This window comes from Pseudomonas sp. 14P_8.1_Bac3 (genome assembly GCF_025466085.1).
In the GTDB taxonomy this organism is placed as follows: Bacteria; Pseudomonadota; Gammaproteobacteria; order Pseudomonadales; family Pseudomonadaceae; genus Aquipseudomonas.
The window spans coordinates 132,142-153,835 of the sequence record NZ_JANLOD010000066.1 but is presented as its reverse complement, the minus strand read 5'-3'; the positions used below and the strand labels follow the sequence as shown (position 1 = coordinate 153,835).

The 21,694-nt window shown below is 60.2% G+C and carries 17 protein-coding genes; 6 read left to right on the top strand and 11 right to left on the bottom strand.

Annotated elements, in window-relative coordinates; all coding sequences use genetic code 11:
* Window positions 1-250 precede the first annotated feature (250 nt).
* Both NTD84_RS21840 and NTD84_RS21835 read left to right on the top strand, forming a co-directional pair.
* Entirely contained in the window at window positions 251-1,834 is a 1,584-nt protein-coding gene (locus tag NTD84_RS21840) for a peptide chain release factor 3 (protein ID WP_262169851.1), read from the top strand.
* A gap of 478 nt (window positions 1,835-2,312) precedes the next feature.
* Complete coding sequence (locus tag NTD84_RS21835) at window positions 2,313-2,570, top strand: hypothetical protein (RefSeq protein WP_262169849.1); 258 nt, start codon at window positions 2,313-2,315, stop codon at window positions 2,568-2,570.
* Between the two features lie 171 nt (window positions 2,571-2,741).
* On the opposite strand, the gene NTD84_RS21830 is transcribed toward NTD84_RS21835, so the two are convergent.
* From NTD84_RS21830 to NTD84_RS21785, 10 genes are all read right to left on the bottom strand, one after another.
* Window positions 2,742-3,722, bottom strand: coding sequence for a peptide ABC transporter ATP-binding protein (locus NTD84_RS21830; protein WP_262169846.1), 981 nt, complete (start codon window positions 3,720-3,722; stop codon window positions 2,742-2,744).
* Window positions 3,722-4,690 carry an ABC transporter ATP-binding protein gene (locus NTD84_RS21825; RefSeq protein WP_262169844.1) on the bottom strand — a complete coding sequence of 323 codons (969 nt, stop codon included), beginning with the start codon at window positions 4,688-4,690 and terminating at the stop codon, window positions 3,722-3,724. The genes NTD84_RS21830 and NTD84_RS21825 overlap by 1 nt, the downstream gene beginning before the upstream one ends.
* 10 nt (window positions 4,691-4,700) lie before the next feature.
* The gene (locus tag NTD84_RS21820) at window positions 4,701-5,624 is read right to left on the bottom strand and encodes an ABC transporter permease subunit (protein WP_262169842.1); all 924 of its coding nucleotides are present in this window, start codon (window positions 5,622-5,624) and stop codon (window positions 4,701-4,703) included.
* A gap of 11 nt (window positions 5,625-5,635) precedes the next feature.
* Window positions 5,636-6,646, bottom strand: a complete 1,011-nt coding sequence (locus tag NTD84_RS21815; protein ID WP_075947650.1) for an ABC transporter permease subunit — start codon at window positions 6,644-6,646, stop codon at window positions 5,636-5,638.
* Window positions 6,647-6,720: 74 nt separating this feature from the next.
* Entirely contained in the window at window positions 6,721-8,316 is a 1,596-nt protein-coding gene (locus tag NTD84_RS21810) for an ABC transporter substrate-binding protein (protein WP_262169836.1), read from the bottom strand.
* An 81-nt stretch (window positions 8,317-8,397) separates the two neighbouring features.
* Entirely contained in the window at window positions 8,398-9,795 is a 1,398-nt protein-coding gene (locus tag NTD84_RS21805) for an OprD family porin (RefSeq protein ID WP_262169835.1), read from the bottom strand.
* Window positions 9,796-9,968: 173 nt separating this feature from the next.
* On the bottom strand, window positions 9,969-11,570 hold the full coding sequence (locus NTD84_RS21800; protein WP_262169833.1) for an ABC transporter substrate-binding protein: 1,602 nt from the start codon (window positions 11,568-11,570) through the stop codon (window positions 9,969-9,971).
* Window positions 11,571-11,876: 306 nt separating this feature from the next.
* On the bottom strand, window positions 11,877-13,502 hold the full coding sequence (locus NTD84_RS21795; RefSeq protein WP_262169830.1) for an ABC transporter substrate-binding protein: 1,626 nt from the start codon (window positions 13,500-13,502) through the stop codon (window positions 11,877-11,879).
* A gap of 259 nt (window positions 13,503-13,761) precedes the next feature.
* Window positions 13,762-15,363 carry an ABC transporter substrate-binding protein gene (locus NTD84_RS21790; protein WP_262169828.1) on the bottom strand — a complete coding sequence of 534 codons (1,602 nt, stop codon included), beginning with the start codon at window positions 15,361-15,363 and terminating at the stop codon, window positions 13,762-13,764.
* Between the two features lie 253 nt (window positions 15,364-15,616).
* Window positions 15,617-16,336 carry an SIMPL domain-containing protein gene (locus tag NTD84_RS21785; RefSeq protein ID WP_262169825.1) on the bottom strand — a complete coding sequence of 240 codons (720 nt, stop codon included), beginning with the start codon at window positions 16,334-16,336 and terminating at the stop codon, window positions 15,617-15,619.
* A gap of 306 nt (window positions 16,337-16,642) precedes the next feature.
* On the opposite strand from NTD84_RS21785, the gene NTD84_RS21780 reads away from it, so the two are divergent.
* The 4 genes from NTD84_RS21780 to NTD84_RS21765 all read left to right on the top strand — a co-directional run bounded on the left by NTD84_RS21780 (window position 16,643) and on the right by NTD84_RS21765 (window position 21,120).
* Window positions 16,643-17,905: an ATP-binding protein gene (locus NTD84_RS21780; RefSeq protein ID WP_262169823.1), complete on the top strand. Its 1,263-nt coding sequence runs from the start codon at window positions 16,643-16,645 to the stop codon at window positions 17,903-17,905.
* Window positions 17,898-18,458 (top strand): response regulator transcription factor, encoded by a 561-nt coding sequence (locus NTD84_RS21775; RefSeq protein ID WP_262169821.1) that lies wholly within the window; start codon window positions 17,898-17,900, stop codon window positions 18,456-18,458. Before NTD84_RS21780 ends, NTD84_RS21775 begins: the two co-directional genes overlap by 8 nt.
* Window positions 18,459-18,555: 97 nt before the next feature.
* On the top strand, window positions 18,556-20,283 hold the full coding sequence (locus tag NTD84_RS21770) for an ABC transporter ATP-binding protein/permease (RefSeq protein WP_262169819.1): 1,728 nt from the start codon (window positions 18,556-18,558) through the stop codon (window positions 20,281-20,283).
* A gap of 87 nt (window positions 20,284-20,370) precedes the next feature.
* Window positions 20,371-21,120, top strand: a complete 750-nt coding sequence (locus tag NTD84_RS21765; protein ID WP_028623926.1) for a FadR/GntR family transcriptional regulator — start codon at window positions 20,371-20,373, stop codon at window positions 21,118-21,120.
* Between the two features lie 43 nt (window positions 21,121-21,163).
* Here NTD84_RS21765 and NTD84_RS21760 read toward each other — a convergent pair whose 3' ends face one another.
* Complete coding sequence (locus NTD84_RS21760; RefSeq protein WP_262169815.1) at window positions 21,164-21,577, bottom strand: hypothetical protein; 414 nt, start codon at window positions 21,575-21,577, stop codon at window positions 21,164-21,166.
* Window positions 21,578-21,694 lie beyond the last annotated feature (117 nt).

Below are 21,694 nucleotides of genomic sequence, written 5' to 3'. Positions count from 1 at the left end.
TCGCGAGCAAGCTCGCTCCTACAAAAAGGGCGTACGGCGTATCGAGCCATAAGCGCAGCCTCGTCAGGCTAACGGGCTGATTGATCAGCCCCTGACAAAAGCTGTAACAGGTGAGTGGACGCCTTCACCTTTTAAAAGGTTCCATCACTGGCAGCATTTAGCCACCCGCCAAGGGGCGAGCGGTGGTCCGTGACGGTCGGTTTGCGCTATACTCGCCGCCCTTTTTTGAATCACCGCCAGGCGATTTCCCATGACCAAACAGGCCGCCGAAGTCGCGAAACGCCGCACTTTCGCCATTATTTCCCACCCCGATGCCGGTAAAACCACCATCACCGAAAAGCTCTTGCTGATGGGCAAGGCGATCGCGGTGGCCGGCACGGTGAAGTCTCGCAAGTCCGACCGCCATGCCACCTCCGACTGGATGGAAATGGAAAAGCAACGGGGTATTTCCATTACCACGTCGGTCATGCAGTTCCCGTATCGCGATCACATGATCAACCTGCTCGACACCCCGGGCCACGAAGACTTCTCCGAAGATACCTATCGCACCCTGACGGCGGTCGACTCGGCATTGATGGTCCTCGACGGCGGTAAGGGCGTAGAGCCACGGACCATCGCGCTGATGGACGTCTGCCGTCTGCGTGACACGCCGATTGTCAGCTTCATCAACAAACTCGACCGTGACATCCGCGACCCGATCGAACTGCTCGACGAAATCGAGGCGGTCCTGAAGATCAAGGCGGCGCCGATCACCTGGCCGATAGGCTGCTACCGCGACTTCAAGGGCGTCTACCACCTCGCCGACGACTACATCATTGTCTACACCGCCGGTCACGGCCACGAGCGCACCGATGTAAAAATCATCGAGAAGCTCGACTCCGACGAAGCCCGCGCGCATTTGGGCGACGAATATGATCGCTTCGTCGAGCAACTGGAACTGGTGCAGGGCGCCTGCCACGAGTTCAACCAGCAGGAATTCCTCGACGGCCAGCTGACCCCGGTGTTCTTCGGTACCGCGTTGGGTAACTTCGGTGTCGATCACGTGCTCGACGCCGTGGTCAACTGGGCGCCGAAACCGCTGGCCCGTGTCGCCAACGAGCGCACTGTGGAACCGGTCGAAGAGAAATTCGCCGGCTTCGTGTTCAAAATCCAGGCGAACATGGACCCGAAACACCGCGACCGTATCGCCTTCATGCGTATCTGCTCCGGCAAGTACGAAAAGGGCATGAAGATGCGCCACGTGCGCACCGGCAAGGACGTGCGGATCGGCGACGCCCTGACGTTCTTCTCCTCGGAGCGTGAGCAACTGGAAGAAGCCTTCGCCGGCGACATCATCGGCCTGCACAACCACGGCACCATCCAGATCGGCGATACCTTCACCGAAGGCGAAGTCCTGGGCTTCACCGGCATCCCGCACTTCGCCCCGGAACTGTTCCGCCGCGTGCGCCTGCGTGACCCGCTGAAATCCAAGCAACTGCGCCAGGGCTTGCAGCAATTGGCCGAAGAAGGCGCGACCCAGGTGTTCTTCCCTGAGCGCAGCAACGACATCATCCTCGGCGCCGTCGGTGTGCTGCAGTTCGATGTGGTCGCCAGCCGCTTGAAAGAGGAATACAAGGTCGAATGCTCCTACGAGCCGATCACCGTGTACTCCGCGCGCTGGATCGATTGCGACGATAAGAAGAAATTCGAGGAGTTCCGGGTCAAAGCCGTGGAAAACCTCGCGGTCGACGGCGGCGGTCACCTGACCTACCTGGCCCCGACCCGCGTCAACCTGGCGCTGATGGAAGAGCGCTGGCCGGACGTGAAATTCCGTGCCACGCGTGAGCATCACTAAGCGCTGATCGGCGACACCCAAAACCCCGTTGCGAAAGCTGCGGGGTTTTTTTGTTGCGCGACACAATTCCCCTGTAGGCGCCTGCTCGCGATACACCCGAGAGCGCCGAGGGGTGTCAGGCCCCCCGCGTCATCGTTGACGACCCTCGCGAGCGTGCCTGCTCCTGCAGGGTTCTGTGGTGTGCGGCAGGGCCGGGTTCACGCAAAACCTGTAGGAGCCAGCTTGCTGGCGATGCACGCAAGAGCGCCGCGTTCGTTCCGGTAGCACGCGTCAGTGTTAACGACCATCGCGAGCAAGCTCGCTCCTACAGGGCGTTGAAATAACTTTTTGCCATAGGGTTTATGCGAAAGCGGTCTGCCGATGTCGGGGCATTTCCTGGCCGTCATCAGAGTCATAACTGGTGAACCCGGCTGAGCGGGACTAGATTCAATCTGTGCCGTCAGGCTTCATGCTGCACCTGCGAAGGATGGAATCGGCTATGAGCATTTTTCAACGTATTGTGTTGTTGCTTAAGGTTTTGGTGATGCTGTCGGTGGGCATGTCCGCGGCGTGGGCGGAGTGCCCAGGGCATGGCGAGCAGGCTTCGAGCGGCCATATGACGCATACCGGCATGATGGTCGCCAAGTCCGAGTCGGAGGCGGGCGATAAAGGGCAGGGTGGTAGCGCAGGCGATGATGACTCGACCACTGACGAGCCGGACACCGATGACGATGATGACGACACCTCGTCGTCGTAAGTAAGCAGCGGGATAAATAAAACCCCTTCGGCCCGGAAGCAGAAGGGGTTTTGTTAGCGACTCAATTCAATGTGGGAGCGGCCTTGGTCGCGAAAGCGGTTTGTCAGCCAGCGACGATGTAATGAAACATTCGCGAGCAAGCCCGCTCCCACAGGTTTTTTCAGGTCACCGTTACGCCGCGCCGTCGAGGAATTGCTCGGCGTAGTGGCATGCCACCTGGCGACTGTCGAGCAGGCGCAGGGCCGGTTCTTCAGTCTTGCAGCGCTCGGTCGCGTACGGGCAGCGCTTGTGGAAAGCGCAACCCGACGGCGGGTTCAGCGGGTTGGGCAATTCGCCGACGATTTTGATTTTCGGCTTGTTCGGGTCCGGATGAATGGTCGGGGTCGCCGACAGCAGCGCCTGGGTGTACGGGTGCAGGGGACGGGCGTAGATATCGTTCTTCGGGCCCATTTCCACCGGGCGGCCGAGGTACATCACCATCACGTCATCGGCAACGTGCTGCACCACCGCCAGGTTGTGGGAGATGAACACGTACGCGGTGTTGAACTCTTGCTGCAGATCCATGAACAGGTTCAGCACCTGTGCCTGGATCGACACGTCCAGCGCCGACGTCGGCTCATCCGCCACCAGCACTTTTGGCTGCAGCATCATCGCGCGAGCGAGGGCGATCCGCTGGCGCTGGCCGCCGGAGAACATGTGCGGATAACGCTGATAGTGCTCGGGACGCAAGCCTACCTGCTTCATCATTGCCTGGACTTTTTCACGACGCTCGGCCGCTGAAAGGCTGGTGTTGATCAGCAGCGGCTCGGCCAGTTGGTCACCGACCTTCTGCCGCGGGTTCAGCGAGGCATACGGGCTCTGGAACACCATCTGCACGTCTTTGCGCAGTTGCTTGCGCTGGCCCTTGTCGGCGCCGGCGACTTCCTGCCCGGCGATTTTCAAGGAGCCGGAGGACGGCTCTTCAATCAGCGTCAGGGCCCGGGCCAAGGTGGATTTGCCGCAACCCGACTCACCCACGACGGCGAGGGTCTTGCCGGCTTCCAGTTCGAACGACACACCATTGAGGGCGCGCACGGTCGCGCGGCCCTTGAACAGGCCTCGGGACACTTCGTAGTGACGGGTGAGGTCGCGGGCGGTAAGTACGACGGCCATTACGCCACCTCCTGGTTCAGCGGGTAGAAGCAGCGGGCGAGGCTGTTGCTTTTCGGGTCAAGGGCCGGACGCTGCGCGCGGCAGTTGTCCTGCACGTACGGGCAGCGCGGCGACAGCAGGCAACCCTGCGGACGGTCGTAACGACCGGGCACGATACCCGGCAGGGTCGACAGGCGCGAGGCGCCGAGGCTGTGCTCTGGAATCGCCTTGAGCAGCGCTTCGCTGTACGGGTGCGCCGGAATGTCGAACAGTTGCGGCACCTGGCCGACTTCCACCGCCTGGCCAGCGTACATCACGCACACGCGCTGGGCGGTTTCGGCCACGACCGCGAGGTCGTGGGTGATCAGCACCAGGCCCATGTTCTGCTCTTTCTGCAACGCCAGCAGCAGGTCCATGATTTGCGCTTGAATCGTCACGTCGAGTGCGGTGGTCGGTTCGTCGGCGATCAGCAGTTTCGGTTCACCGGCAATCGCCATGGCGATCGCAACACGCTGGCTCATACCGCCCGACAGTTGATGCGGGTAGGCGTCCATACGGCTGGCGGCGCCCGGGATTTCGACTTTTTCCAGTAGCTCGATGGCGCGGGCGCGGGCCTGCTTGCCGGACATCTTCAGGTGCAGGCGCAGCACTTCTTCGATCTGGAAACCGACGGTGTAGCTTGGGTTCAGCGCGGTCATCGGGTCCTGGAAGACCATGGCCAGGTCTTTGCCGACGATCTGCCGACGCTGACGGTTGCTGAGCTTGAGCATGTTCTTGCCGTCGAAGCTCAGGGCGTCGGCGGTGACGATCCCCGGATGCTCGATCAGGCCCATCAGCGCCATCATGGTCACGGATTTGCCGGAACCCGACTCGCCAACGATGGCCAGCACTTCGCCCTTGTCCACGGAAATGTCGAGCCCGTCGACCACCGGAACGGCGTTCTTGTCGCCGAAGCGAACGTTGAGATTCTTGATTTCTAACATTGACATTTGAATCTCCTCAGGCGGCGTTCTTGAGTTTCGGGTCCAGCGCATCGCGCAGGCCGTCGCCCATCAAGTTGATTGCCAGCACGCTGAGCAAAATGGTCAAACCAGGCAGACTGACGACCCACCAGGCGCGTTCGATGTAGTCGCGAGCCGAAGCCAGCATGGTGCCCCACTCAGGCGTCGGCGGTTGTACGCCAAGGCCGAGGAAGCCCAGTGCCGCGGCATCGAGAATGGCCGAGGAGAAGCTCAGGGTGGCCTGCACGATCAGCGGCGCCATGCAGTTCGGCAGCACGGTGATGAACATCAGGCGCGGCAGGGTGGCACCGGCCAGGCGCGCGGCGGTCACGTAGTCGCGGTTCAGCTCGCCCATCACCGCGGCGCGGGTCAGACGAACATAGGACGGCAGGGACACCACGGCGATCGCGATCACGGTGTTGATCAGGCCAGGGCCGAGGATGGCGACAATCGCCACGGCCAGCAGCAGCGACGGCAGGGCCAGCATGATGTCCATCAGACGCATGATGGTCGGGCCGAGTACGCGCGGGAAGAACCCGGCGAACAGACCCAGCAGGATCCCCGGAATCAGCGACATCACTACCGACGACAGGCCGATCAGCAAGGACAGGCGCGAACCCTGGATCAGGCGCGAGAGCAGGTCGCGGCCCAGTTCATCGGTGCCGAGCAGGAACTGCATCTGCCCGCCTTCCAGCCACGCGGGCGGGGTCAGCAGGAAGTCGCGGTATTGCTCGCTCGGGTTATGCGGGGCGACCCACGGCGCGAAGATCGCGCAGAAGATCACCAGCAACATGAACATCAGGCCGGCAACGGCGCCTTTGTTGCGCGAGAAGGCGTGCCAGAATTCTTTGTACGGCGACGGGTACAGCAGGCTTTGATCCGCCGACGCGGCGGTGGCTACTGAGGAAGTTGGAGTGCTCATGAATAGTGATCTCAGCGCTGATGACGGATGCGTGGGTTGGCAAAGCCGTAGAGGATGTCCACCACGAAGTTGACCAGAATCACCAGGCAGGCGATTAACAGGATGCCGTTCTGCACCACGGGATAGTCCCGTGCGCCAATGGCTTCGATCAGCCATTTGCCGATGCCGGGCCAGGAGAAGATGGTTTCGGTCAGGACCGCACCGGCCAGCAACGTGCCGACTTGCAGGCCGACCACCGTCAGCACCGGGATCAGCGCGTTGCGCAGGCCGTGCACGAACACCACGCGCGACGGCGACAGGCCTTTGGCGCGGGCAGTACGGATGTAGTCTTCGCGCAGCACTTCGAGCATCGAAGAGCGGGTCATCCGCGCGATCACCGCCAATGGGATGGTGCCGAGCACGATGGCCGGCAGGATCAGGTGATGCAGCGCATCGAAGAACGCCCCGACGTCATCGGCCAGTAGCGTGTCGATCAACATGAAGCCGGTGCGCGGCTCGATGTCATAGAGCAGGTCGATCCGCCCGGACACCGGCGTCCAGCCCAGGGACACCGAGAAGAACATGATCAGGATCAGGCCCCACCAGAAGATCGGCATCGAATACCCCGCGAGGGAGATGCCCATCACCCCATGGTCGAACAGGGATCCTCGCTTGAGTGCCGCGATCACCCCGGCCAGCAGGCCCAGGATGCCGGCGAACAACAGGGCGGCCATGGACAGTTCCAGGGTTGCCGGAAACAGGGAGGTGAACTCGGTCCATACGCTTTCACGGGTACGCAGGGATTCCCCCAGGTCGCCGTGGGCCAGTTTGCCGATGTAATCCAGGTACTGGGCGTACAACGGTTTGTTCAAACCAAGGCGTTCCATTGCCTGTGCATGCATTTCGGGATCCACCCGACGTTCTCCCATCATGACTTCCACCGGATCGCCAGGGATCATGCGAATCAACGCGAAAGTCAGCAACGTGATGCCGAAGAACGTGGGGATCAGTAACCCCAGTCGGCGGGCAATAAAACTAAACATCGTGTGGTGTACCTCATCAGCCGGTTAGGCGTGCCTGGTGTCCCTGGGGTCAAGGACACCGGGAGTTTTCTTATTTACTTCACCTGGGTGGTGGCGAAGTTATTCGTGGTCAGGGGGCTAATGTGATAACCCTCTACGTTGTTGCGCATTGCCGTGAACATTCTAGTGTGTGCGATGCTGATCCATGGCTGATCCTGGTTAAAAAGAACCTGGGCCTGTTCATACAAGGCTGCACGCTCGGCCGGATCGGTTTTTTCCCGGGCCTGGTCGAGCAATGCTTGAAACTTGTCGTTACACCAGCGGGCGTAGTTTTCGCCGTTTTTGGCCGCCTCGCAACTCAGAAGAGGCGTGAGGAAGTTATCCGGGTCGCCGTTATCGCCCGCCCATCCGGCAGACACCAGGTCGTGCTCGCCGTTCTTGGCGCGTTTGAGCATTTCGCCCCATTCCATCACGCGAATGTCGATCTTGATCCCGACCTTGGCCAGGTCAGCCTGCATCATCTGTGCGCCCAGCATCGGGTTGGGGTTGGTCGGACCGCCACCGTTGCGGGTGAACAGGGTGAAGGTGGTGCCTTCCGGTACGCCGGCTTCCTTGAGCAGGGCACGGGCCTTGTCCAGGTTGAGGGCCGGATTCTTCAGGGCATGGTTGTAGCCTAGCAGGGTGTCCGGATACGGGTTGACCGCCACGGTCGCGTTGCCCTTGCCAAACAGCGCGTTGACGGCCGCTTCCTTGTCGAACGCGAGGTCGATGGCTTTGCGCACGCGCACGTCGCTGAGGTATTTGTGCGAAGTGTTCATGGCGATGTAGGCAACGGTCATCGCGTTGAGTTCATCGACCTTCAGGTTGCTGTCTTTCTTGATGCTCGGGATGTCATCCGGCTTCGGATACAGCGCGACCTGGCACTCGTTGGCCTTGAGCTTTTGCAGGCGCACGTTGTTGTCGGTGGCGATGGCCAGGATCAGTGCATCCGCCGGTGGCTTGCCACGGAAGTAGTCCGGGTTGGCCTTGAAGCGAACCTGGGCGTCCTTGTTGTAGCGCTGGAACACGAACGGCCCGGTGCCGACCGGTTTGTTGTTGAGGTCGCCGGTTTGGTTCGCCTTGAGCAACTGGTCGGCGTACTCGGCGGAATAGATCGAGGAGAACGCCATGGCGATGTCGGCCAGGAACGGCGCTTCGCGGCGGGTCAGGGTGAACCTGACCGTGTTGTCATCGACCTTCTCGACGTTTTTCAGCAGTTCCTTGAAGCCCATGCTTTCAAAGTACGGGAAGCCCACGCTCGACTGTTTGTGCCACGGGTGATTCGGGTCCAGCTGGCGCTGGAAGCTCCAGACCACGTCGTCGGCGTTCATGTCGCGGGTCGGCTTGAAGTATTCGGTGGTGTGGAACTTGACGCCTTTGCGCAGGTGGAACGTGTAGGTCAGGCCGTCTTCACTGATGTCCCAGGACTCGGCCAGGGCGGGAATCACCTCGGTGGTGCCGGGCTGGAAGTCGGCCAGACGGTTGAAAATGGTTTCAGCCGCGGCATCGGCGGTGACTGCAGTCGTATACAACGCCGTGTCAAAGCCTTCCGGACTGGCTTCGGTGCAGACCACCAGCGGTTTGGCCGAGACGCCAACAGCGACACTCAGCAGCGCGGCCGCGATGGCCGCACGTAGGGGAAGCATTTTCATCAAAGAACCCTCTGCAATCTGTTAAGAGGACAAAAGCCGAACGGCCGATTCATCGCTGAATCAGCCGTTCGGCCGGGTGCATTACAAAATGTTGAACGGGATGGTGGTCACGAGGCGGAACTCGTTGATGCTGCCATCGGATTGTTGCTCACTGGCGCGGTGGGTGGTGTAGGTGGCGCGGATGGCAGTGGCTTTCAGCGGGCCGCTTTGTACCGCGTAGGAGGCACCGATGCCGTATTCGTAATGGTGTTCACCGTCCTGGCTCTGAATGCCATCGTAGCCTTTGCCTTCTACGCCGCCATTGCCGTTGTAGTGAGTGCCGTCGATGCCCCAGCCGCGCGCCTGGTAGAGGTTGAATTTCAGGCCTGGCACGCCGTATTCAGCCATGTTCAGGCCGTAGGCGATCTGGAACGATTTTTCGTTCGGGCCGTTGAAGTCCGACAGCAGGGAGTTGGCCAGGTAGATGCCGTTGGTTTCGTGCAGGTAGTCGAAGTACTCGTTACCGTTCACTTCCTGATACGAGAAGGTCAGGCTGTGGGCCTGGTGAGTCAGGCCGAACGACAGCGAGTAGGTGTCGTTGTCGATGTCGCCGAGCAGCTTTTTACCTTCGTCCTGGGTTTTGTAGTAGTTCAGGCCGGTGGTCAGGCTCAGCACCTGGCTGTCACCCAGCACGTGGCTGGCGCCGAAGTAGTACTGGTTCCAGAAGTCCTTGGCCTGGGTCGCCCAGAGGCTGGTGGTCAGGCTGGCCAACGGGTTGTAGGTGATGCCGCCAGTGTAGATGTGGTCGGACTCCACGCTGCGGTTGCCGTATTCGGAACGGAATTTCTGCTGGCTCTGCTCCATACGCGGGGACACGCGGTCAAAGGTCGCGAAATCGAAAGCCAGGTTGTCCAGCTCGCCAATTTTCAGGCTGGCGCCCTGGAAGCTCGATGGCAGCGCACGGTTGCCGATGGTGTCCACTTGCGGGCTGCTGTAGCTCTGGCGACCGACGGTCAGGGTGCTGTTGGAGAAGCGTGCCTTGACGTTGGCCAGGCCGAGTTTGCTCCACTGGTCGACCGCGTCGCCGTTGGAGTGGGCCAGGGTGCGGTTGGAGCCACCCTTGATGTCTTCGCGGCTACGGTCCAGCGCAATCGCGTTGTACGCCGCCACTTCGGTGCTGAAACCCACGGTGCCTTGGGTGAAGCCCGAACTGTAGTTGAGGATGGTGCCCTGAACCCAGTTGATACGGCGCGAACCTTCCAGTGTCTGGCCGTGGCGTTCGTACTCGTAGACACCGTCACGCTGTTTGTCTTCGTTGGAGTACCAGTTGCGGGTCGTGCCGCTCAGGGACTGGCCGTCGATGAAGCCGGTCGCTTCGCTCTGTGCACTCTTGTCTTTCACGGTGACCGGGGTGAACGCCTGGCTCTGGGTTTCCGCGTAAGCCGTGGCGGTGATGCTGCTGATGGCCAGGGCCAATATCGCGGTGCTGCTCAGTTTCATGGGTGAAGCTCCTTACTTTCTTTTTTTTAATGCCGGTTTTTTTGGTGGTCCGGCTATTTGTTGGAACTCATTCACGCAAGGCAAACGTTTGCTAGTTGCCCATAAGGCGATTTACGGCAATACGCTTGCGTGAGGGTGCAGTGCACCCCCAAGCGTTTTAGCTACACGGTTTGTTATTTATCGATGCTGACACCCGAGAACACGTTGCGGCCGAATGGACTCACCTTGAATCCTTCGACTTTGGCGCTCAACGGCTGGTTGACCGTCGAGTGGGCGACAGGCGTGATCGGCACTTGCTGCTTGAGCAACTGCTGGGCCTGTTTGTAAAGAACGGTGCGCTGGTCACGATCGGTGACGATCTTGGCCTGCTTGATCAGCTTGTCGTAAGCCGGATCACACCATTGGGAATAGTTGTTGCCGCCAATGGCATCGCAGCTGTAAAGCGTGCCGAGCCAGTTGTCCGGATCGCCGTTGTCACCGGTCCAGCCAATCAGGCTGATGTCGTGCTCGCCATTCTTGGTGCGCTTGATGTACTCGCCCCATTCATAGCTGACGATTTTCACTTTGAGCCCGATCTTTGCCCAGTCCGCCTGGAGCATCTCGGCCATCAACTTGGCGTTGGGGTTGTAAGGACGTTGAACCGGCATTGCCCACAACGTGATCTCAGTGCCTTCCTTGACCCCGGCAGCCTTGAGCAATGCCTTGGCTTTTTCCGGGTTGTAGGCGGCGTCCTTGATGGTTTCGTCGTAGGACCATTGGGTCGGCGGCATGGCGTTTTGCGCCAATTGCCCGGCGCCCTGGTAGACCGCGTTGAGAATGCCTTGCTTGTTCACCGCCATGTCCAGCGCCTGGCGCACTTCTAGCTGGTCGAACGGTTTATGGCGCACGTTGTAGGCGATGTAGCCGAGGTTGAAACCCGGTTTCTCAATGAGCTTGAGTTTCGGGTCATTCTTCAGCGCATCGACGTCGGCAGGACGGGGGTGCAGGGTGATCTGGCATTCGTTGGCCTTGAGTTTCTGCACCCGCACCGAGGCGTCGGTGTTGATGGCGAAGATCAGGTTGTCGAGCTTGACCCGGCTCGGGTCCCAGTACTGCTTGTTGCCGCTGTAACGGATGTTGGAATCTTTCTGGTAGCTCTTGAACACAAACGGCCCGGTGCCGATCGGTTTCTGGTTGATGTCGCTTGGCTTGCCCTCGGCCAGCAACTTGTCGGCGTATTCGGCGGACAGGATGGCGGCGAAGCTCATGGCGATGTTCTGGATGAACGCGGCGTCCACGCTGTTGAGCGTCATGACCACGGTCAGCGGCCCGGTCTTCTCGACCTTGGCGATGTTCTTGTTCAGGCTCATCCCGTTGAAATACGGGAATTCGGTCGGGTAAGCCTTACGGAAAGGTTGTTGCGGATCGAGCATGCGATTGAAGGTGAACAGCACGTCGTCGGCATTGAAATCACGGGTCGGCGTGAAGTACTTCGTCGTGTGAAATTTCACCCCTTGGCGCAGGTGAAAGGTGTACGTGAGGCCGTCTTCGGAAATATCCCAACGGGTTGCCAGGCCCGGTACGACGTTGGTGGCGCCTTTTTCGAACTCTGCCAGGCGGTTGTACAACGGCTCGGCGGCGTCGTTATCGGTCGCGGTCGTGTACTGCGCGGTGTCGAAGCCAGCCGGGCTGCCTTCGGAGCAGAACACCAGGCTGTTGGCGGCGGCCTGGCTGATGGAAGTGGCGGCCAGCAGGCCGGTGCCCAGCAATGCGGATAAAACCAAGGTATGGCGCATGACGCTCCCTTTTCTCTTTCTCGAAGTATTTTCAATGAGCCAGCGTCGTGTGTTCGGACGCAGGGGCTCGCTGATTCAAACCATGGCGTGCAGCAAAACCGAGGGCCCACACATAAACTGGTCGGATCCCGACGGTATGAGCCGTGGGTCTGGCAGTAAATGCGTAAAGTCCTAAAGACTCGTAGGAAAGTTCAACGCGTCCGACGCCGCCGTCGTAATACTCGGCGGAAATGGATGTAGGTTTTTTCCTAACTTCTCGGCAGAAAAAAGCAACGGCGACGTCAAAAACGTCGCCGTTGCTAATTCTTACTTGCTGACGCTGACGCCGTAGAAGGAGTTCAAGCCAAATGGGCTGATCTTGAAGTCCTGCACTTCATCGCGCATGGGTTGGAACACCGTCGAGTGAGCGATAGGTGTGTATGGAACCGCGTCTTTGAGGACGTGTTGCGCCTGTTTGTACAGTTCGGTGCGCTTGCCCTGGTCGGTGGTGCGCTTGGCTTCTTTCACGAGGCCGTCGAACTTCTTGTCGCACCATTTGGAGAAGTTGTTGCCGCTCAGCGAGTCGCAGCCGAACAACACGTTGAGCCAGTTATCCGGATCACCATTGTCACCGCTCCAGCCAATGATCATGGCCTGGTTCTCGCCGCCTTTGGAGCGCTTGATGTACTCGCCCCATTCGTAGCTGACGATCTTCACGTTCAGGCCGATTTTCTTCCAGTCGGACTGCAGCATTTCAGCCATCAGCTTGGCGTTCGGGTTGTACGGACGTTGCACCGGCATCGCCCACAGAACGATTTCGGTGCCATCCTTGACGCCGGCTTCCTTGAGCAGCTCTTTGGCTTTCTCAGGGTCGTACTTCGCGTCCTTGATGGTGGTGTCATACGACCATTGGGTCGGCGGCATGGCGTTGACCGCCAGTTGACCGGCACCCTGGTACACCGAGTCGATGATCTGCTGCTTGTTGACGGCCATGTCCAGTGCCTGACGCACTTTCAGCTGGGCCAACGGGTTCGGTTCATTGCTGCCTTTGACCTTGTCCATCACGTTGTAGGCGATGTAACCCAGGTTGAAACCAGCCTGGTCAGGCACTTTCAGGGTCTTGTCTTCTTTCAGTGCCTTCAGGTCAGCCGGACGCGGGAACAGAGTGATCTGGCACTCGCCCTTCTTCAGCTTCTGGATACGCACCGACGGGTCGGTGGTGATGGCGAAGATCAGGTTGTCGATCTTGACGTCTTCAGGCTTCCAGTAGTCCTTGTTCCCGGTGTAGCGGATGTTGGAGTCTTTCTGGTAGCTCTTGAACACGAACGGGCCAGTGCCGACCGGCTTCTGGTTGATGTCGGCAGCCTTGCCTTCCTTGAGCAGCTGGGCAGCGTACTCGGCGGACTGGACCGACGCGAAGCTCATGGCCATGTTCTGGATGAACGCGGCGTCCACGTCTTTGAGGGTGAACTTGACGGTGTGGTCGTCGACTTTATCGATCTTGGTGATGTTGGTGTCCATCGCCATGTCGGTGAAGTACGGGAATTCGGTCGGGTATGCCTTACGGAACGGATCATCCTTGTTAATCATGCGATTGAAGGTGAACAGTACGTCGTCGGCGTTGAATTCGCGGGTCGGCTTGAAGTACGGAGTGGTGTGGAACTTGACGCCTTCACGCAGGTGGAAGGTGTACGTCAGGCCATCGTCGGAGATGTCCCACTTGGTCGCCAGACCTGGAACAACGGCAGTGCCGCCGCGCTCGAACTGGGTCAGGCGGTTGAACATGGTTTCTGCAGAGGCGTCGAAGTCGGTTCCGGTGGTGTACTGACCAGGATCAAAACCGGCCGGGCTCCCTTCGGAGCAAAACACCAGGTTAGTCGCCGCTTGGGCGAAAGGTGCGCTAGCTAACAAGCTGGCGCCGACTAAAAACGGAATGACCGCGTGTTTGAGCATGGTGGCCTCATGATTTGTTGTCATTTTTTAATTGTGAGGACGACCTCGTGAGTCGTGCCTGCGGATACTTATGCAGGGGCCATACCCAATGCAAGACGCGGAACGACTACAGGCCTTAAACGGTGGCACGAACGTACCTTAATGTCGCATATGTATAACTTGACGCGCATTTGACCGTTTGCGTGTAATTTTTTCGGTGCAAACCGCGCACTGATCGGGTGCAACCGGTGCGCTTGGCGCACCCGGTTGGCGCGAGGTGTTACTTATTTATACCCACTCCATAGAAAGGAGTGAGGCCGAACGGGCTGATCTTGAAGCCCGTGACTTCCTTGCGCAGCGGCTGGAACACCGTCGAGTTGGCGATCGGCGTGATAGGTACTTGTTGCTTAAGGATTTGTTGCGCCTGTTGGTACAGTTTGATCCGCTGCTGTTTGTCTGTGGACACCTTCGCTTCCTGCACGAGTTGGTCGTACGCCGGATCACACCACTTGGCGTAGTTGCTGCCCTTGATCGCCGCGCAGCTGTAGAGCACGCCGAGCCAGTTGTCCGGGTCGCCGTTGTCGCCGGTCCAGCCATAGATCATCGCGTCGTGTTCGCCGTTTTTGGCGCGCTTGATGTACTCGCCCCATTCATAGCTGACGATGTTGGCCTTGATGCCGATCTTCTCCCAATCCTGTTGGATCATTTGCGCTGACATCCGCGCATTGGGGTTCGACGCACGCTGCACGGTCATGGCCCACAAATTAATGGTGGTACCGGGTGCAACTCCCGCTTCTTTCAATAGCGCCCTGGCTTTTGCCGGGTCGTAAGGCGCGTCTTTTATCGTCGAGTCGTAAGACCATTGCGCCGGTGGCAAGGCGTTCTGTGCCAGTTGCCCGGCACTTTGGTAAACCGCCTTGATGATCGCCGGTTTGTCGATCGCCATGTCCAGCGCCTGCCGCACCTTAAGCTGGTCAAGGGGCGGGTGGGTCACGTTGTAGGCGAGGAAGCCGAGGTTGAAGCCGGCCTGCTTGAGCACGCGCAGGTTCGGGTCTTTTTCCATCACCTCGATGTCGGCCGGGCGCGGGTAGCCGCTGACCTGGCATTCGCCGGCCTTGAGCTTCTGCAAACGCACCGCAGCGTCCGGGGTAATCGAGAAGATCAGGTTGTCGAGCTTCACGTCCTCGGGTTTCCAGTAGGCCTTGTTCGCGGCGTAGCGGATCTGCGAGTCCTTTTGATAGCGCTTGAACACGAACGGGCCGGTGCCGACCGGTTTCTGATTGAGGTCGGCGGCTTTGCCTTCCTTTAACAGTTGCGCGGCGTATTCGGCCGACTGGATCGAGGCGAAGCTCATGGCCAGGTTTTGCACGAACGCGGCGTCGAGGTTGTTCAGGCTGAAACGCACGGTGTGTTCGTCGATCTTGTCGACGCTCTTGATCGTGGTGTTCAGGCCCATGTCAGTGAAGTAGGGCGATTCGGCGGGATAGGCTTTGCGGAAACTGTTTTCCGGATCGAGCAGGCGCTGGAAAGTGAACAGCACATCGTCGGCGTTGAAATCCCGGGACGGAGTAAAGTAATCGGTGGTGTGGAATTTCACCCCGTCGCGCAGGTGGAAGGTGTAGGTGAGGCCGTCGGTGGGTACGTCCCAGCGCGTGGCCAGCCCGGGTTCGACCTCGGTGCCGCCGCGTTTGAATTGGGTGAGGCGGTTGAACACGGTTTCGGCCGAAGCGTCGAAATCGGTGCCGCTGGTGTATTGGCTGGGATCGAAACCGGCGGGGCTGGCTTCGGAGCAGTAGACCAGGGTGCTGGCGGCCTGGGCGAATGGCGCGGTGGTGGCCAGGGCCAGGGCGAGCAGCAGCGGTTTGACGGTGGTTCTTTCCATGGAGTCCCCGAGGAAGTGGGCAGCGGTATTTTCCTCAGAGTAGCGTCGTAGACGGGTTGCGCGGAAATACTCGTTTGTGCGGATGACCCTTGGGTTATGGCATACAGGCGCTGGTTAAGAGGTGACGGGTTAGCATTTTTCGCGAGCAAGCCCGCTCCCACAATGGATCTCTGGTCACAGATCCATTGTGGGAGCGGGCTTGCTCGCGAAGGCGGCAGGCCAGTCAACGAAAACCGACTGACCCACCTCCCGATCAAGGCATCAACACTTCAATCGATCCATCCGCCGTCATGCTGACCTGGCTGGTGCCGGCCTCGACTTCCGGCGTCACCGGCGCAGCGTCCATGCTTGCCGCTTTCATCATCATTGGCGCGCGCATGTACGGTTGTGGGTAGCCGTTGCTGTTGAGGTTCAGGTTGACGATCTTGTAACCCTTGCCACCCAACGCATCGCTGGCCAGTTGTGCGCGGGCCTTGAAGGCGGTCACGGCGTCTTTCATCAGCGCGTCTTCGCTGGCCTTGCGGGTTGGCGTGGCGATGGCGAAGTCCATGCCGCCCATTTTCAGGTCGGTCAGCAGTTCGCCGGTCAGCTTCGACAGCGCGGCGAAGTCCGAGCTTTCCAGGCGCAGTTCGGCGCGTTCACGCCAGCCAGTGATTTTCTGACCCTTGGTGTCGTAGATCGGGTAGCTGCTGCGGCTGCCCTGACGCAGGGTGATGTCTTTTGCCTGCTTGGCCTGGTCCAGCGCCTTGTTCATCGTGGTGCTGACGTCTGCGGCGAGTTTGGCCGGGTCGGTGTTTTGCTCTTCGGTGTACAGGGTCACGATCATCAGGTCGCGGGCCACTTCCTGGCTGACTTCGGCGCGCAGGGAGATCTGGTTGTAGTGCAGCTCGTCGGCGGCGGCCAGGGCCGGGAGGCTGGCGACGGTGCCGACGCTAAGGGTGAGAAGGGCGGCGCTGCGGCGGAAAGTGTGCATGAATACTCCTTGGACGATGCGCAGGGGTTGGGTCCGAGCCTGCGTGAAACCATCAGACTCTAGCGTTAATGATCCGGTTCGCACAGTTACAACTTCTATACAGTCAGAGACGGGTGTGCCGCTTCGCGGGCAAGCCTCGGTCCTACAGGGTGATGCGTTCCAATGTGGGAGCGAGGCTTGCCCGCGAAGGCGGTCTTGCAGGCGCCACAATCATTGGCATGTGGCCGTTTGCCGCACTTTCGCCTGCCAACCCCGTGCTTGGTTATACTCCGTGCGATCCGCCTGGAGCGCTCATCAGGAGAGCTCATGCTCGCCCCCGTTCAAATTACATCCGCGACTCGCCAGAACCTCTGGCGGCTGACGTTCATCCGCACCTTGGTGCTGGCCGCCCAGGCCGGTTCCGTGGGCCTGGCCTACTGGCTCGAATTGCTTCCCCTGCCCTGGTTCCAACTGGCCGCGACCCTCGGTTGCTCGATGCTGCTCTGCGCCTTCACGGCGATTCGCCTGCGTACCACCTGGCCCGTCACCGAGCTCGAATATGCCGTGCAGCTGGCCTGCGACCTGTTTATCCACAGTGCGTTACTGTATTTCTCCGGCGGCTCGACCAACCCCTTCGTCTCTTATTACCTGGTGCCGCTGACCATCGCCGCCGTGACGCTGCCATGGCGCTATTCGGTGATTCTGTCGGGCATCGCACTGACGATGTACACCTTGCTACTGGCGCGTTTCTATCCGCTGCAAACCTTCCCGATTGCCCGGGAAAACCTGCAGGTCTACGGGATGTGGCTGAGCTTCGCCCTGGCCGCGGCGGTGATCACCTTTTTCGCCGCGCGCATGGCCGAAGAGCTGCGCCGTCAGGAAGAACTGCGCGCCATCCGCCGTGAAGAAGGCCTGCGTGATCAGCAACTGCTGGCCGTCGCGACCCAGGCCGCCGGTGCCGCCCATGAGCTGGGCACGCCGCTGGCAACCATGAGCGTACTGCTCAAGGAAATGCGTCAGGACCATCCCGATCCGTTGCTGCAGGACGACCTGAGCGTACTGCAGGATCAGGTCAAGCTCTGCAAAGAGACGTTGCAGCAACTGGTGCGCGCGGCCGAAGCCAATCGCCGTTTGGCCGTGGAAATGCAGGACGTCACCGACTGGCTCGACGAAGCGCTGAACCGCTGGCACCTGATGCGTCCGGAAGCCAGCTACCGCTTCCAGCGTCTGGGCCAGGGGCCCGTGCCGCGCATGGCGCCGCCGCCGGACCTGACCCAGGCGCTGCTGAATCTGCTGAACAACGCCGCCGATGCCTGCCCCGAAGGGCTGCAGGTGACGCTGGACTGGAATGCCGAGGACCTGACCATCAGCATTCGCGACCACGGCGCCGGCGTGCCGCTGGCCATTGCCGAACAGATCGGCAAGCCGTTTTTTACCACCAAGGGCAAAGGTTTCGGCCTGGGCCTGTTTTTGAGCAAGGCCAGCGTGACACGCGCCGGCGGCTCAGTGAAACTCTACAGTCATGAGGAAGGCGGTACGCTCACCGAGCTGCGCCTGCCCCGTGTCGCCCGAGGAGACGAACATGAGTGACGAAATCCAAGTCGAAGGCGAAGACCTGCCGCATTTGCTGCTGGTCGATGACGACGCCACGTTCACCCGCGTGATGGCGCGCGCCATGGCTCGCCGTGGTTTTCGCGTCAGCACCGCCGGTTCCGCGGAAGAGGGCCTGACCATCGCCCAGGCCGACATCCCGGATTACGCTGCGCTGGACCTGAAGATGGACGGCGATTCCGGCCTGGTGCTGTTGCCGAAACTGCTCGAACTCGACCCGGACATGCGTGTGGTGATCCTCACCGGTTACTCGAGCATTGCCACCGCGGTCGAGGCGATCAAGCGCGGCGCCTGCAACTACCTGTGCAAACCGGCGGACGCCGATGACGTGCTCGCCGCGTTGCTCTCCGAGCACGCCGACCTCGACACCCTGGTGCCGGAAAACCCGATGTCGGTGGACCGCTTGCAGTGGGAACACATCCAGCGCGTGTTGACCGAGCACGAAGGCAACATCTCCGCGACCGCCCGTGCTCTGGGCATGCACCGTCGCACGCTGCAGCGCAAACTGCAGAAGCGCCCCGTTCGTCGCTGAACCTGTGCTGAACGAATGCCGGCCGCGCCTCGCGACAAACCGAACCGATCATCTATGATCGGTTCGTGCGTGTTCTTTTCTTTATCGAGCCTTTTCCATGAATCAGAACGCTGAATATTCCGCGGTCAACGATGCGGTGCGCGGGCAGTTTTTCCGCAAAGTCTGGGCGATGATCACGCCTTACTGGCGCAGTGAAGAGAAGGCCAAGGCCTGGACCCTGCTGATCGCGGTGATTGTGTTATCGCTGGTCAGCGTCGGGATCTCGGTGTGGTTCAACACCTGGTACAAGGATTTCTACAACGCCCTGCAACAGAAGGACGAGGCGGCATTCTGGCGGCTGATTCTGTATTTCTGCGGGATTGCGGCGGTGGCGATTATCGGTGCCGTGTACCGGCTCTACCTGACGCAGATGCTGACCATTCGCTGGCGAGCCTGGCTCACCGAAAAGCATTTTGCCCGCTGGCTCGGCAACAAGAATTACTACCAGCTGGAACAGGGCGGCTATACCGATAACCCGGACCAGCGGATCTCCGAAGACCTCAACAACTTCACCTCGAACACCCTGGAACTGGGCATTGGCCTGCTGCGCAACATTGTCAGCCTGGTGTCGTTCTCGATCATCCTGTGGGGCGTGTCGGGCAGTATCGACGTGCTTGGTTTCACCATTCCCGGCTACATGTTCTGGTGCGTTCTGGTCTACGCCGTGATCGGTAGCTGGCTGACCCATTTGATCGGCCGTCGCTTGATCGGGTTGAACAACCAACAACAACGTTTCGAAGCCGACCTGCGTTTCTCCATGGTGCGGATTCGCGAAAATGCCGAAAGCATCGCGTTGTACAACGGCGAACCCAACGAAAATCGTCGCCTGAGCAGTCGCTTCGGGCTGGTCTGGCACAACTTCTGGGACATCATGAAGGTGTCCAAGCGTCTGACGTTCTTCACGTCAGGTTATCAACAGGCCGCCATCATCTTTCCCTTCATGGTCGCCGCACCGCGTTACTTTGCCGGCAAGATCGAACTCGGCGAGCTGATGCAGATCAGCTCGGCGTTTGGCAACGTGCAGGAGAGCTTCAGCTGGTTCATCAGTGCGTACCAGAACCTCGCTGCGTGGCGCGCCACCTGTGATCGTCTGTTGAGTTTCCATCAGGCCATGAGCGACAACGAAGAGCGTGCGCCGGCCATCGACGTGCAGAATTCGGGCGCGGCGCTGAAGGTGCATAACCTGGGCCTCGACCTCGCCGACGGGCGTCATTTGCTGACCAGCGCCGACATGACCGTGGAGGAGGGCGAGCGCGTCATGCTCAGCGGCCGTTCCGGCAGCGGCAAATCGACGTTGCTGCGGGCGATGGGGCATCTGTGGCCAGCGGGCCATGGCAGCATTCGTCTGCCGGCGGCGCGTTACCTGTTCCTGCCGCAAAAGCCCTATCTGCCGATCGGCACGCTGCGCGAGGCGTTGAGTTATCCACAACCCGGCGACACGTACCCGCACGAGCGCTACGTTGACGTGTTGGAAACCTGCCGCCTGCCGCATCTGGTGGCGCGTCTGGATGAAGCCAATCACTGGCAGCGCATGCTTTCTCCCGGTGAACAGCAACGCCTGGCCTTCGCCCGCGCACTGCTGTACGCACCGCAATGGCTGTACATGGACGAAGCCACCTCGGCGATGGATGAAGAGGATGAAGCGTCGCTGTATCAGGCATTGATCGACGAGATCCCCGGTTTGAGCATCGTCAGCGTCGGACATCGCAGCAGTTTGAAACGATTCCATCCGCGGCATGTGCGTATCGACAATGGCCACCTGGTGGATCAGACGGTGACCGCGTGAACACCCGGTCCCTGGGGCGGGGTGATCGTACAACCGCGTTGAGCTATGATGCGGATTCAGCCGAATTTTTCGAGACAGACGTTCACCATGGAAAACCCGATCGACGTACCACGCCTCCCTCGCAAGCGCCGCAGCCTCGCTCAGGAACTGGTGACGGTGCTGTCCGAGCAGATCCGCGACGGTCAGCTCAAGCGTGGCGATAAATTGCCCACCGAGTCGGCGATCATGGACGCCCATGGTGTCAGCCGCACCGTGGTGCGCGAAGCGATTTCCCGTTTGCAGGCGGCCGGGCAGGTGGAAACCCGTCACGGCATCGGCACCTTCGTGCTCGATACCCCGAGCCCGAGCGGCTTCCGGATCGATCCGGCGACCGTGGTGACGCTGCGTGATGTGCTGGCGATCCTGGAACTGCGCATCAGCCTCGAAGTGGAATCCGCCGGTCTCGCCGCGCAACGCCGCAGCCCCGAGCAACTGGCGCTGATGCGCGCCGCACTGGACGCCTTGAACGAAAGCGCGGCCCACGCCAGCGACGCGGTGGCTTCGGACTTCCAGTTTCACCTGCAAATCGCGCTGTCGACCGGCAACCGCTACTTCACCGACATCATGACCCACCTCGGCACCAGCATCATTCCGCGCACACGCCTCAACTCGGCGCGCCTGGCTCATGATGACCAGCAACACTACATGGGCCGGTTGAGCCGCGAGCACGAGGAAATCTATGACGCGATCGCCCGTCAGGATTCCGATGCGGCGCGGGCAGCCATGCGCTTGCACCTGACCAACAGCCGCGAGCGCTTGCGTCATGCCCATGAAGAGGCCGAGGCACAGCGCGGCTAGCCGCCAACGTGATCGTTCCCATGCGTGGGAACGATCCAATCGCTTAGCGCTCGATTCGCACCAGCAAAGGCTCCGAGCTCAGTTCCAGGCTTGATTCATCCGCAAATTTGTAACGCAGTTCGACTTGCATACCCACGTACGTTTCCAGGTCGGCTTTTTCGATTCTCAATTCAATCCCTTTCAACTCGACCATGTCCTCGATGGCCTCGTCCCAGAGGCCGGCAGGCTCCTGTTCGCCGCGCCAATCGGGGTCTTCCGGATCCGCGCCGAAGATCGGATAGACCTCCCAGTTCGGCGGAATATCGTGCGGGTCCGGGATTCGCACGATCAGGCAGTCCGTCAGGCTCGACAGCGTAACGGTTGCAACCTCATCGGCGTCGAGAGCGGGGAACTGCGGGAGGGTGGGGGTCGGAAAACACATCGTTGGCACTCCTTGCGCAAGATCGCCGCGATCCATTCGCGGCGCTGGGCAAACTCTACTGCATGGTCTCGAGGCGTGCTGGGGGGCGATGTTTTCCGGGCGTTTCCAAACGCTCTGCAATGGCTGGATGGTGTTCCAACATCGTGTGACTGA

Excerpts from the sequence above, each read along its gene's own strand:
- NTD84_RS21775 (WP_262169821.1), top strand. The coding sequence starts at position 17,898 with ATGAGTGACGAAATCCAAGTCGAAGGCGAAGACCTGCCGCATTTGCTG.
- NTD84_RS21840 (WP_262169851.1), top strand. The coding sequence starts at position 251 with ATGACCAAACAGGCCGCCGAAGTCGCGAAACGCCGCACTTTCGCCATT.
- NTD84_RS21825 (WP_262169844.1), bottom strand. The coding sequence starts at position 4,690 with ATGTCAATGTTAGAAATCAAGAATCTCAACGTTCGCTTCGGCGACAAG.
- NTD84_RS21820 (WP_262169842.1), bottom strand. The coding sequence starts at position 5,624 with ATGAGCACTCCAACTTCCTCAGTAGCCACCGCCGCGTCGGCGGATCAA.
- NTD84_RS21800 (WP_262169833.1), bottom strand. The coding sequence starts at position 11,570 with ATGCGCCATACCTTGGTTTTATCCGCATTGCTGGGCACCGGCCTGCTG.
- NTD84_RS21790 (WP_262169828.1), bottom strand. The coding sequence starts at position 15,363 with ATGGAAAGAACCACCGTCAAACCGCTGCTGCTCGCCCTGGCCCTGGCC.
- NTD84_RS21835 (WP_262169849.1), top strand. The coding sequence starts at position 2,313 with ATGAGCATTTTTCAACGTATTGTGTTGTTGCTTAAGGTTTTGGTGATG.
- NTD84_RS21815 (WP_075947650.1), bottom strand. The coding sequence starts at position 6,646 with ATGTTTAGTTTTATTGCCCGCCGACTGGGGTTACTGATCCCCACGTTC.
- NTD84_RS21795 (WP_262169830.1), bottom strand. The coding sequence starts at position 13,502 with ATGCTCAAACACGCGGTCATTCCGTTTTTAGTCGGCGCCAGCTTGTTA.
- NTD84_RS21830 (WP_262169846.1), bottom strand. The coding sequence starts at position 3,722 with ATGGCCGTCGTACTTACCGCCCGCGACCTCACCCGTCACTACGAAGTG.
- NTD84_RS21780 (WP_262169823.1), top strand. The coding sequence starts at position 16,643 with ATGCTCGCCCCCGTTCAAATTACATCCGCGACTCGCCAGAACCTCTGG.
- NTD84_RS21765 (WP_028623926.1), top strand. The coding sequence starts at position 20,371 with ATGGAAAACCCGATCGACGTACCACGCCTCCCTCGCAAGCGCCGCAGC.
- NTD84_RS21805 (WP_262169835.1), bottom strand. The coding sequence starts at position 9,795 with ATGAAACTGAGCAGCACCGCGATATTGGCCCTGGCCATCAGCAGCATC.
- NTD84_RS21810 (WP_262169836.1), bottom strand. The coding sequence starts at position 8,316 with ATGAAAATGCTTCCCCTACGTGCGGCCATCGCGGCCGCGCTGCTGAGT.
- NTD84_RS21785 (WP_262169825.1), bottom strand. The coding sequence starts at position 16,336 with ATGCACACTTTCCGCCGCAGCGCCGCCCTTCTCACCCTTAGCGTCGGC.
- NTD84_RS21760 (WP_262169815.1), bottom strand. The coding sequence starts at position 21,577 with ATGGATCGCGGCGATCTTGCGCAAGGAGTGCCAACGATGTGTTTTCCG.
- NTD84_RS21770 (WP_262169819.1), top strand. The coding sequence starts at position 18,556 with ATGAATCAGAACGCTGAATATTCCGCGGTCAACGATGCGGTGCGCGGG.